Origin of the sequence: Parasalinivibrio latis, assembly GCF_036825535.1 — a bacterium.
Taxonomy (GTDB): Bacteria; Pseudomonadota; Gammaproteobacteria; order Enterobacterales; family Vibrionaceae; genus Parasalinivibrio; species Parasalinivibrio latis.
Genome location: NZ_CP098812.1, coordinates 3,125,932 through 3,137,923, shown reverse-complemented (window position 1 = coordinate 3,137,923; position 11,992 = coordinate 3,125,932). Strand labels below are relative to the sequence as shown.

11 protein-coding genes and 2 tRNA genes are annotated in these 11,992 nt (G+C 48.9%); 10 read left to right on the top strand and 3 right to left on the bottom strand.

Going from position 1 to position 11,992, the window contains the following annotated elements; genetic code table 11:
• Window positions 1-84 precede the first annotated feature (84 nt).
• The gene (locus NF212_RS14275; RefSeq protein WP_434356733.1) at window positions 85-1,089 is read right to left on the bottom strand and encodes a porin; all 1,005 of its coding nucleotides are present in this window, start codon (window positions 1,087-1,089) and stop codon (window positions 85-87) included.
• A gap of 438 nt (window positions 1,090-1,527) precedes the next feature.
• Window positions 1,528-2,556: a porin gene (locus NF212_RS14270; protein WP_434356731.1), complete on the bottom strand. Its 1,029-nt coding sequence runs from the start codon at window positions 2,554-2,556 to the stop codon at window positions 1,528-1,530.
• A 510-nt stretch (window positions 2,557-3,066) separates the two neighbouring features.
• On the opposite strand from NF212_RS14270, the gene greA reads away from it, so the two are divergent.
• Complete coding sequence (gene greA, locus NF212_RS14265; RefSeq protein WP_434356729.1) at window positions 3,067-3,540, top strand: transcription elongation factor GreA; 474 nt, start codon at window positions 3,067-3,069, stop codon at window positions 3,538-3,540.
• A gap of 70 nt (window positions 3,541-3,610) precedes the next feature.
• Here the strand turns inward: greA and yhbY are convergent, their stop codons facing one another.
• The gene (gene yhbY, locus NF212_RS14260; RefSeq protein WP_434356727.1) at window positions 3,611-3,907 is read right to left on the bottom strand and encodes a ribosome assembly RNA-binding protein YhbY; all 297 of its coding nucleotides are present in this window, start codon (window positions 3,905-3,907) and stop codon (window positions 3,611-3,613) included.
• 110 nt (window positions 3,908-4,017) lie between these two features.
• Here yhbY and rlmE point away from each other — a divergent pair, with 110 nt between their 5' ends.
• From rlmE to nusA, 9 genes are all read left to right on the top strand, one after another.
• Entirely contained in the window at window positions 4,018-4,647 is a 630-nt protein-coding gene (rlmE, locus tag NF212_RS14255) for a 23S rRNA (uridine(2552)-2'-O)-methyltransferase RlmE (RefSeq protein WP_054672046.1), read from the top strand.
• Between the two features lie 51 nt (window positions 4,648-4,698).
• Window positions 4,699-6,654 carry an ATP-dependent zinc metalloprotease FtsH gene (gene ftsH, locus NF212_RS14250; protein ID WP_434356724.1) on the top strand — a complete coding sequence of 652 codons (1,956 nt, stop codon included), beginning with the start codon at window positions 4,699-4,701 and terminating at the stop codon, window positions 6,652-6,654.
• A gap of 77 nt (window positions 6,655-6,731) precedes the next feature.
• Window positions 6,732-7,580: a dihydropteroate synthase gene (gene folP, locus NF212_RS14245; protein WP_434356722.1), complete on the top strand. Its 849-nt coding sequence runs from the start codon at window positions 6,732-6,734 to the stop codon at window positions 7,578-7,580.
• A 3-nt stretch (window positions 7,581-7,583) separates the two neighbouring features.
• Entirely contained in the window at window positions 7,584-8,918 is a 1,335-nt protein-coding gene (gene glmM / locus NF212_RS14240; protein ID WP_434356720.1) for a phosphoglucosamine mutase, read from the top strand.
• A gap of 202 nt (window positions 8,919-9,120) precedes the next feature.
• On the top strand, window positions 9,121-9,456 hold the full coding sequence (gene secG / locus NF212_RS14235) for a preprotein translocase subunit SecG (RefSeq protein ID WP_434356718.1): 336 nt from the start codon (window positions 9,121-9,123) through the stop codon (window positions 9,454-9,456).
• A 12-nt stretch (window positions 9,457-9,468) separates the two neighbouring features.
• Window positions 9,469-9,555 (top strand) — tRNA-Leu (locus NF212_RS14230).
• A gap of 51 nt (window positions 9,556-9,606) precedes the next feature.
• A tRNA-Met gene (locus NF212_RS14225) sits at window positions 9,607-9,683 on the top strand.
• 329 nt (window positions 9,684-10,012) lie between these two features.
• Window positions 10,013-10,468, top strand: a complete 456-nt coding sequence (gene rimP / locus NF212_RS14220) for a ribosome maturation factor RimP (protein WP_434356716.1) — start codon at window positions 10,013-10,015, stop codon at window positions 10,466-10,468.
• A 22-nt stretch (window positions 10,469-10,490) separates the two neighbouring features.
• Complete coding sequence (gene nusA / locus NF212_RS14215; protein WP_434356714.1) at window positions 10,491-11,978, top strand: transcription termination factor NusA; 1,488 nt, start codon at window positions 10,491-10,493, stop codon at window positions 11,976-11,978.
• Window positions 11,979-11,992 lie beyond the last annotated feature (14 nt).

Below are 11,992 nucleotides of genomic sequence, written 5' to 3'. Positions count from 1 at the left end.
AAAAGTGAGGCTTATTATAACGTCCAGAAACGCAAACAAAAACGCCTGCACAAGGCAGGCGTATGAGTATCATGACAAGTGACTTTAGAAGTCGTAGCGTAGACCCAAATGTGCCCAGTCTTCTGCCGCTGCGTCACCTACATCATCTTTGTCCAGCATATTAAAGTTGTATGACGCGTAAGCGCGGAATTTGGTATTGAAGAAGTAGGTTGCATCTAAAGCCCAGACATCTGCTACGTCCACATCAGGGCCTGCTCCTTTCGGATCAACGGTACCGTTACCATAGGTGGTGGTAAATACCCACTGGTTCAGGTTATAGGCTGCCGCCAGTTCGTATCCATCATAGTCAGCAAGGTCATTCAGCCTGTCTCCTGTGGTGTATAGACCGGCGACATAGAAATCCCCAATCGTATAGTTAATTGCAGCGATTAGTTGGGTATCATCCTTAAGTGTTTTATAAGACTGCTCAGCGTATCCCAGACCTAGACCAAGGCCGATAGGAAGGTTATAAGTGGCTCCGATTGAATAGCCTTCGTTGTCATTGCTTTCAACCTGATTTGCAACCACTGTGGAGTTGGCAAAACTATAGTTTGCTTTTACTGTCAGATCATTAAACGTACCTTTGTAATAAAGGTTGTTATCAACCCGATCAGCAACAACAAGTTTGGAGGAAGCTGCGGCACCGTCGTACGCCATAATATCGGTAAAGTCAGTGATCATGCCTAATGAACCGTCAGCACGTCCGTAACCTACCTCGCCGAAATCACCACCTACACCTGCGTATGCGTAGCGGGTTTCGATGTTTTCTGCACTGTTAGAGGTACCTTTAATCGGCGCATTTGTTGAACTGTTTAACTGAGCTTCGTAGTAACCGACACCGTAGAGATCTGGTGTTAATTGAGACTGTCCCATAAAGCCAATACGGGCGCGAGACTGATCGTCAACCTCTCCATCACGGATCTGTGCGACTGCTTCTACACGGCCGTTGATTGAAATTGCGGAATTTGCGTCAGAGTAAATTTCAGCTGCAGAAACTGAGGCCGGTCCGGCTACAGATGCAACAGCCAGTGCGATAATTGATTTGTTCATTGCTTTTCCTCTCTATGGAGTTATATATCCGTTTATTTTTCATGAACTGCAGTGAACTTCCGTTTCTACCTTCACCCTTCTACTACACCGTGTGACCCCGGTGCTTACCGCCTGAGAGTGGTAAATGTAATCAAATCATCCTTGGGCGAGAGTTATTGCCTGTTTTGCTCCTTTATCGTTTGTGAGGGAAATCTTATAAGTGTTTTGTTTCTCTATGCTTGCTTGATGTGTGCAAGGTATCACATGGGATTGGATGGGTTTTGTAGCATTTATTGGACAAAAAATGATTAATCAGTGCCTGATAAACTGGCGCTCTTAACGTGCTGAAAATACGGGTGTTTGGTAAGAAGGGATAGGGCTGGTGTGTTTTAGAGAGGCTTTATATACAAAAACGCCTGCACAGGGCAGGCGTTTTCAGGCAATGGTAGCGAACGGCTATTAGAAGTCGTAACGCAGGCCAACCATTGCTGAGTCTTCTGCATCTGTAGCCGCTTTAACTTCAGATTTGCTCATCAGGTTGAAGTTGTAGCCAGCGTAAGCGCGGAACTTGTTGTTGAAGAAGTAAGTTGCATCAACACCTACTGCTTCGACAGCGGTATCTGAGTCGAATGAACCGTTACCGTAAGTAGTGGTGAATACCCACTGGTTCAGGTTGTAAGCTGCAGCCAGTTCATAGCCATCGTAGTTGTGGCGGCCTTGTTTAAGATTGGCTGTATCATTAACCGCATCAGGGTTGCGGTTACCGTTGGTGTACAGGCCGGCAAAGTACAGGTCACCAATGGTGTAGTTTACTGCAGCCATCATCTGGTCATTGTCTTTAGCATCGTTAGCTTGTTCTTGGGCATATCCCAGACCGAAGCCAAGACCCATTTCAGTGTTATACACAGCACCCAAAGAGTAACCAGCGTTGTCAGCTTTAGATACGTTTGAAGTACCGTTGCTGTTTTCAGTCGAGTTGTTGTCAAAACTGTAGTTTGCTTTAACAGTCAGGCCGCCGAAAGTGCCTTTGTAGTACATGTTGTTGTCAACACGGTCAGCCACAGTCAGTTTGTCAGACGCTACCGCACCGTAAGTAGACATGATGTCAGTGAAGTCAGTGATCATGCCCAGAGAACCGTCAGCACGGCCGAAACCTACTTCACCGTAGTTGCCACCGATACCAGCATAAGCGTAACGGGTTTTCAGGTTATTTTCTTGGTCGTTGCTTTTGTCTGCATAGTTGTTGTTAGACAGTTCGAATTCTGCGTAACCCACACCGTACAGGCCTTCAGTCAGTTGAGACTGACCCATAACGCCAAGACGTGCACGAGAAATATCATTTACATCGCTGTCGTGAGATTCAGCGCGTGCTTCCATACGGCCCTGCAGAGAGATAGCAGAGTTGTTGTCAGAGTAGATTTCTGCAGCAGATACAGAGGCAGAAGCGGCAAAGCCGGCAACAGCCAGAGCAATCAGTTTTTTGTTCATTGCGAGTGTCCTTTTCTATTTTTTTGCGTGTCGCATCTTGGTTTTAGGTGATGCGTTGCCAAGTTTGTAATCCCACAAACTGGTGCCCCGTTAGTAAAACAATCAAAAAATATATTTTGAACAATGTTTTTTATGTTTTATTTCACGCTCAATTATTCGCAAAACCAATAACATGGCGCGTTTATGATAAATTGATCGCAATTATTAACATTTATCTTTTTTTAGATTCAGAAATAGTGTGATCACCGTAACGCATTGTTTATCGAGGTGATCTTGATCACGCTTTTTGTTTTTGGAATTTGCGGGCTGGATTGGGTGATAACGTGTTGTAACTAGCGATATTTGTGCTTCATGTCGGGTTCGCCATTTAAAATCAAGGTGACCTTATCCAGCTCTTTGATTACACTGACACGACAATTAAGTGAATCTGCCGCGCTGTAGCATTGCTAAGCAGCGTGGCTTTGTTTTTGCCAAAATCATCCGGTTTTGGAATAAGAGGTAATGGTATCTATGGAAAAAGTGCCAATGACTGTTCGCGGTGAACAGCTGCTTCGTGAAGAACTAGAGCGCCTGATGAAACGACGCCCATTGATTTCTAAGGCGATTGCAGAGGCGCGTGAGCTGGGCGACCTGAAAGAAAATGCGGAGTACCATGCTGCGCGTGAAGAGCAGGGCCTGGTGGAAGCCATGATCCGTGACATCGAATATAAGCTGTCAGTTGCTCAGGTTATTGACGTTACCAAACTGCCTAACAGCGGAAAGATTATCTTTGGTGCTACTGTCTCTCTGATTGATGTGGATACCGATGCGGAAGTGTCTTACCGTATCGTTGGTGATGATGAAGCAGATATCAAACAGAACCTGATTTCTGTTAACTCACCGATTGCACGTGGCCTGATTGGTAAAGAAGAGGGTGAAGAAGTCCGTATTGAAACACCGGGCGGCCTGAAAACCTTCGAAGTAGACGCAGTTGAATACGTCTAAGAAATATTGTTACGAATAGTGACAAAAAAGGCCGCGAAAGCGGCCTTTTTGATGGGTGTCGAACAGTCGCTTACTTGCGTGGCAGTTCGATTTTTCGATCTTCGCTTGGACGGTAGATAACCAGCGTTTTGCCAATTACCTGCACTTTTTCTGACTTGGTTTCGCGAACAATCGCGTCGGCAATCAGGTTTTTAGTGTCACGGTCTTCGGAAGCAATCTTCACTTTGATCAGCTCATGGTGAGACAGTGCTGAATCAATTTCAGCCACAACCGCTTCGGTCAGGCCGTTAGAGCCGGTCAGTACGACAGGCTTGAGCGAATGGGCGAGTCCTTTAAGATATTGCTTCTGTTTGGTGCTGAGGTTCATATTGACTCGATTACCTGTTCAATAGGGGTTGAAAACGTGCCATTCTAACGCCATCTAATGATGAACACTATCCGCATTAATCGCAACATACTTGCGGGATTAGGTACTACATGAGTAAACAAAAGCATTCCGCCAGTTCAGGTCGCTGGCTGAAAGAGCATTTCGATGATAAATATGTGCTTGAAGCACAAAAGAAAGGTTACCGTTCGCGGGCCTTTTTCAAGATTCAGGAAATCCAGGAAAAAGATAAACTCATTAAACCGGGCATGACAGTGGTAGACCTTGGGGCTGCCCCAGGGGGCTGGTCCCAGTATGCCGCAGAGTTGGTAGGGAATGATGGTCAGGTTATTGCCTGTGACATTTTACCTATGGATTCACTGCCCGGCGTGGCTTTCCTTCAAGGGGATTTTCGTGAAGAAGCGGTACTGAATGCACTGCTTGATCGTATCCAGCCGGATATGGTGGATGTAGTTATGTCAGATATGGCGCCGAACATGAGCGGCAATCTGGCTGCAGATCAGCCTAGAGCTATGTATCTTGTTGAACTAGCATTAGATATGTGCCGTGAAGTTTTAGCGCCCGATGGTGCATTTGTCGTGAAAGTGTTCCAGGGAGAGGGCTTTGATCAGTATCTCGCAGAAGTGCGTAGAATGTTTAAGGCCGTCAAAATTCGGAAACCCGATTCATCCCGAGCGCGCTCCCGTGAGGTCTATATTGTAGCGACCGGCTACAAAGTATAGTAACCTACCCGTAATTAACTCAGTTATCGCGAGGTTAACCCCTTGAGTGACATGGCAAAAAACTTGATTTTGTGGCTGGTTATCGCTGTGGTTCTGATGTCTGTATTTCAGAGCTTCGGGCCAGGTGACAGCGCCGGCCGTCAAGTAGATTACACAACATTTGTCCGTGAAATCGGACAGGATCAGGTCAGCGAAGCCAAATTCGATGGACGCGAAATTACTGTCACCAAACGCGATAACTCGCGCTATGTGACTTATCTGCCAGTTCTGAATGATCAGAAACTGCTGGATGATCTCATCAACCACAACGTAAAAGTAGTGGGTACGCCTCCAGAAGAACCAAGCATCCTGGCTTCTATCTTTATTTCCTGGTTCCCAATGCTCCTTCTTATCGGGGTTTGGATATTCTTCATGCGCCAGATGCAGGGCGGTGGCGGTAAAGGCGCCATGTCGTTCGGCAAGAGCAAGGCGCGCATGATGAGTGAGGACCAGATTAAGACGACCTTTGCGGATGTTGCAGGCTGTGACGAAGCGAAGGAAGACGTTAAAGAGCTGGTGGATTACCTTCGTGACCCGAGTCGATTCCAAAAGCTGGGCGGTAAGATCCCTACCGGTGTACTGATGGTTGGTCCTCCGGGTACAGGTAAAACGCTGCTGGCTAAAGCGATTGCCGGTGAAGCGAAAGTACCGTTCTTCACTATCTCTGGTTCAGACTTTGTTGAAATGTTCGTCGGTGTGGGTGCATCCCGTGTCCGTGATATGTTTGAACAAGCCAAGAAAGCGTCACCTTGTATCATCTTTATCGATGAGATTGATGCCGTGGGCCGCCAGCGTGGTGCAGGCCTTGGTGGCGGTCACGATGAGCGTGAGCAAACCCTGAACCAGATGCTGGTTGAGATGGATGGTTTTGAAGGTAACGAAGGTATTATTGTCATCGCTGCAACCAACCGTCCTGATGTACTTGACCCTGCGCTTCTGCGTCCTGGCCGTTTCGACCGTCAGGTTGTTGTTGGTCTGCCGGATGTCCGTGGTCGTGAGCAAATCCTGAAAGTTCACATGCGTAAAGTGCCACTGGCATCTGATGTTGAGCCTTCATTGATTGCCCGTGGTACACCTGGCTTCTCGGGTGCTGACCTGGCGAACCTGGTAAACGAAGCTGCATTGTTTGCAGCCCGCGGTAACAAGCGCACCGTGTCGATGGTTGAGTTTGAGCTGGCGAAAGACAAAATCATGATGGGCGCTGAGCGCAAGTCAATGGTGATGTCTGAAGACCAGAAAGAAGCGACTGCATATCATGAAGCCGGCCACGCCGTTGTTGGTCGACTGGTTCCAGAGCATGATCCGGTTTACAAGGTATCCATTATTCCTCGTGGTCGCGCACTGGGTGTAACTATGTACCTGCCTGAGCAGGACCGTGTAAGTATGTCGCGCCAGCATCTGGAATCCATGATCTCCAGTCTTTACGGTGGCCGTATTGCTGAAGAAGTGATTTACGGTGCGGAGAAAGTGTCAACCGGTGCATCCAACGATATTGAACGTGCTACTGATATTGCCCGTAAGATGGTGACTCAGTGGGGCTTCTCTGAAAAACTGGGTCCTTTGCTTTACGCAGAAGACGAGGGAGAGGTATTCCTTGGACGCTCTGTTACCCAGACTAAACACGTATCTGACGATACTGCCCGTCTGATTGACAGCGAAATCCGTGAAATCATCGACCGCAACTACCAGCGCGCCCATAAGTTGATTACTGACAACATGGATATCATGCACGCAATGAAAGATGCGTTGATGAAGTACGAGACCATCGATGCCAAACAGATTGATGATCTGATGGAACGCCGCGATGTCCGTGAGCCTGCTGGCTGGAGTTCTGACTCCGATTCAGGCAGCAGCAATAACACGCCAAATTCGCCAGAAGCAAAAGCAGAGGCGAAGACGGGTGCCGAAGAGAAGGCTCCTGAGGACAAACCGCTTGATCCACCAACGGAGAACAAGCCGGAAGTCTAAACGCAAATCAAAGGCCAAACCCCGAGTTAACTCGGGGTTTTTTCGTTGTACCTGATAAATTTTTTAAACGAATTAACATGCAGCTAATCAGCAGGGAAAAAACACTCGATCTCACCACACCTAAGGTGATGGGTATTCTGAACGTTACCCCGGATTCATTCTCTGATGGCGGCAAGTTCAACCGTCTGGATTTCGCGCTCAAACATGCAGAAGCCATGTTGGCGGCGGGCACCTCAATACTGGATATTGGCGGCGAGTCAACCCGTCCCGGTGCTGCCGATGTGTCTTTGCAGGAAGAGCTCGACCGGGTTATCCCCGTTATCGAAGCTCTACGCCAGCGATTTGACTGCTGGATCTCTATTGATACCAGTAAAGCGGAAGTGATGCGCCATGCCGTGGGAGCCGGTGCAGATATCATCAATGACGTACGGGCACTGCAAGAGCCTGGCGCATTGGATGTTGCTGCGAAAGCTTCCGTGCCAGTATGCCTGATGCACATGCAGGGTCAGCCTCGTACTATGCAGGCCAACCCGACATATGATGATCTGCTGACAGACGTCGGACGCTTTCTTGAAGAACGTATTGCAGCCTGTGAACTGGCAGGAATAAAAAAAGAGAGTTTGATTCTGGATCCCGGATTCGGTTTCGGCAAAACACTTGAGCACAATTACCAGCTCTTGGCTGCATTGTCTGCCTTTCACCGTTTCGGGCTTCCCGTGCTTGCAGGCATGTCCCGGAAATCAATGATTTTCAGACTGCTGGACAAGGCGCCATCCGAGTGCCTCGCGGGTAGTCTCGCTTGCGCTACAATCGCTGCCATGCAAGGGGCCCAGATTATCCGGGTTCATGATGCAGCAGAAACCTGTGATGTTCTCCGAATTGTGGAGGCAACCCGCCAGGCAGCGTTGATTAATGGAGATAACTAAAAAATGACACGCAAATATTTCGGCACCGATGGTGTCCGCGGCAAAGTTGGCGACTTTCCGATTACCCCTGATTTTATTCTTAAGTTAGGCTGGGCAGCAGGCCGGGTTCTGTCTAAAACCGGCACCAAGAAAGTATTGATTGGTAAAGATACCCGTATCTCCGGATACATGCTCGAGTCCGCTCTGGAAGCCGGCCTTTCTGCAGCAGGTCTTCAGGCAGCATTTACCGGCCCGATGCCAACACCGGCTGTGGCTTACCTGACCCAGACATTCCGAGCAGAAGCGGGGATTGTGATTTCTGCATCCCACAACCCTTATTATGATAATGGCATTAAGTTCTTTTCTTCGCAGGGCACCAAGTTGCCTGATGACATTGAACTGGCGATTGAAGCAGAACTGGAAAAGCCGCTGACCTGCGTGGAATCTGCAGAGCTGGGTAAAGCCAAGCGAATCGTTGATGCTGCCGGCCGTTATATCGAATTTTGCAAAGGCACTTTCCCAAGCCATATGAGCCTGGAAGGCCTCAAGATTGTTGTTGACTGCGCCAACGGTGCGACTTACCACATTGCACCGAGTGTGTTTAAGGAACTGGGTGCGGAAGTCGTGGCAATGGGCTGTGAGCCTAATGGCGTCAACATCAATGAAGAAGTGGGTGCGACAGACGTCAGAGCCCTTCAAAAACGCGTGCTGGAAGAAAATGCCAACTTGGGCATCGCTTTTGATGGCGACGGCGACCGCGTGATTATGGTTGACGAAGACGGCAACAAAGTTGACGGCGACCAAATTGCCTACATTATTGCACGAGAAGCCTTGCGTCGTGGTGAACTGAAAGGTGGTGTCGTGGGTACCCTTATGACAAATATGGGTATGGAAGTGGCACTTAAGAACCTGGGTATACCTTTTGTTCGCGCCAAAGTGGGTGACCGCTATGTCATGGAAAAACTGTTGGAAACCGGCTGGCGTATTGGCGCTGAGAATTCTGGCCACGTTATTCTCTTGGATAAGGTGACAACAGGTGATGCGATTGTTGCTGGCTTGCAGGTCATGTCCAGTGTTGTTGGCACAGGCATGTCTTTGAAAGAGCTGGCCCAGGGGATGACCCTGTTCCCTCAGGTCCTCGTTAATGTGCGCTTTAGCGGCGACACTGACCCGGTTACCTCCCCGGCAGTTATCGCTGCAAAAGAGGCGGTAGAGGAAAAACTCGCTGATACCGGCAGAGTATTGCTGCGTAAATCTGGTACTGAACCCCTGATTCGCGTTATGGTTGAAGGCGAGGATGCAGAAAAAGTACAGGCATACGCAGAAGAAATTGCGGATGCAGTGCGTCAAAACTGCTAAGTAATAAGGAAATTTGAGTCGGATAGCTGATTAAATCAGCGAATTGGTCAAGCTCTGTGCAAGCGGTTTGAAAAAAGCGATTTTTTTAAAAATTCCACTTGTCAGCAGGTACGCCATTCGCTAATATCCACCCCGCTCCCAACGAGGAGTGCTGGTTTGGGTAAGCCATCCGGCTCAACAATTTGGAACATAGGTGGAAGCCATGTACGAAATTCTACTTGTGGTATATCTGTTGGCCGCGCTTGGTGTGATTGGCCTGGTTCTGGTCCAGCAGGGTAAAGGTGCCGATATGGGCGCATCATTCGGAGCTGGTGCTTCTGGAACCCTGTTCGGTTCATCAGGCTCAGGTAATTTCCTGACCCGAATGACAGCAATTTTCGCAACGGTCTTTTTTGTTCTCAGCTTGATTCTGGGTAACATGACCACCCACAAAGAAAAAGTGGGAAGCGAATGGGAAAATCTTAGCCAACCAGCAACACAGCAGGTTGAGTCCCAAGGTGATGTGCCAGCTACGACAAATAGCGACATCCCAAACTAAGATAAAAATCTTGCCGAGGTGGTGGAATTGGTAGACACGCTATCTTGAGGGGGTAGTGCCTTTTTAGGCGTGCGGGTTCAAGTCCCGCTCTCGGCACCAAATTCGCCTTGTTAAGGCAATAAGCGCGCTGTATAATGAGCGCGCTTCGGACGCGGGATGGAGCAGTCTGGTAGCTCGTCGGGCTCATAACCCGAAGGTCGTCGGTTCAAATCCGGCTCCCGCAACCACTTTCTCCGCTCAAGCAACATGTTCTTTAACGTCTTGCTTGAGTGATGCTAAAAAGGGAGAGCGGCTCTGTCGTTGTCCCTTTTTGGCTATCTCAGCCAGGTAAAACCGGCTGGGGCGCTTGACGGCGCTAAGGGTCCAGTTACATTAAACCCCGACTTTCGGGGTTTTTTGTTATCTGAAATAGACCATACCCCGGCAACCTGAGGTTGTTTGGGTATATTCGGATTATAACTGGGCTTTAGAGCCCTTTTTTTGTTTCCGGGGGCTGATAACAGACGGTTCGTTCAACAACGAAGTCGTTTGGTATTGCTCTGTTTCCGGGGGAAATATGACTGGACTAGAAAAACAACTTACCGAAATGCTTGAGCCTGCGGTAAGTGCTCTGGGGTATGAACTGGTAGGGTTGGAATTTATCCGTGCCGGTCAGAATTCAACCCTGCGCATTTATATTGACCACGAAAACGGTATTACCGTCGACGACTGTGCCGAAGTGAGTCATCAGGTAAGTGCAGTAATGGACGTAGAAGATCCAATTACTGTGGCCTACAACCTGGAAGTGTCTTCACCAGGTTTAGACCGACCTCTGTTTAAAGCCGAGCACTACCAGAAGTTTATTGGTCAGGAAGTGACCCTGGTGTTGCGCATGGCAATGCAGAACCGTCGTAAGTGGAAGGGCGTAATCGCCTCCGTAGACGGTGAAACTATTGTGATCAACGTAGATGGCGCTGAAGAAGCATTTGCCCTGAGCAACATTCAGAAAGCCAACCTGGTTCCATCCTTTTAAAGGTTAAATGAGGCGAGCGTTCATGAACAAAGAAATCTTGGCTGTCGTTGAAGCGGTATCCAATGAGAAAGCAGTTCCTCGCGAGCGAATTTTTGAAGCTCTGGAAATTGCTCTGGCTACTGCCACCAAGAAAAAATACGAAGCAGAAATCGACGTCCGCGTAGCGATCGACCGTAAGACTGGCGAGTTTGATACTTTCCGCCGCTGGAAGATCGTAGAAGAAGTGACGGCTCCGACCCGCGAAATTACGCTGGAAGCTGCTCAGTTTGAAGATCCAGAACTTCAGCTTGAAGGCTTCGTTGAAGACGAAATCGAGTCTGTAACTTTCGACCGTATTACGACACAAACTGCCAAGCAGGTTATCGTACAAAAAGTACGTGAAGCAGAGCGTGCTCAGGTTGTAGAGCAGTTTGTTGATCACCAGGGTGAGCTGATCACCGGCATCGTTAAGAAAGTTAACCGCGACGTCGTTATTGTTGACCTGGGTAACAATGCTGAAGCAGCCCTGCAACGTGACGACCAATTGCCACGTGAAAACTTCCGTCCAGGTGACCGCGTACGTGGTCTGCTGTATGCTGTACGCCCAGAAGCGCGCGGTTTCCAACTGTTCCTGACTCGTTCCAAGTCAGAAATGCTGATGGAACTGTTCCGCATTGAAGTACCAGAGATCGGTGAAGAAGTTATCGAACTGATGGGTGCAGCCCGTGATCCGGGTTCCCGTGCAAAAATCGCTGTTAAGACCAACGACAAGCGTATCGACCCAGTTGGTGCTTGTGTAGGTATGCGTGGTGCACGTGTTCAGGCAGTTTCTGGCGAACTGGGTGGCGAGCGTATCGATATCGTTCTGTGGGACGATAACCCAGCTCAATTTGTTATCAATGCCATGGCACCAGCGGATGTTGCTTCAATCATTGTTGATGAAGACACCCATGCGATGGACATTGCGGTTGAAGCGGGCAATCTGGCCCAGGCTATCGGCCGTAACGGTCAAAACGTACGTCTGGCGTCTCAGCTGACTGGCTGGGAACTGAACGTAATGACCGTGGAAGATCTTCAGAAGAAACACCAAGAAGAAGCGTCTCAGTCAATTGACCTGTTTGTTAAGCATCTCGACATTGATGAAGAATTTGCTGCCGCGTTGGTAGAAGAAGGCTTCACAACTCTGGAAGAAGTTGCTTACGTTCCTGCTGCTGAACTGGCAGAGGTTGATGGTCTGGACGAAGAGACCGTTGAAGTGCTGCGCGAACGCGCGAAAGAAGCACTGACTACTATTGCGCTGGCCAAGCAAGAATCTATTCAAGGCGCCGAGCCTGCTGAAGACCTGCTGAATCTGGAAGGCCTGGATCGTGAACTGGCTTATACCCTGGCTTCGAAAGGCATCAGCACACTGGAAGATCTGGCTGACCAAGGTACCGACGACCTGCTTGATATCGCCGGTATGACAGAAGAGAAAGCGGGCGAGCTGATTATGGCTGCACGCAACATTTGCTGGTTCAGCGACGAGGCCTAATACAGCTAGGGAGG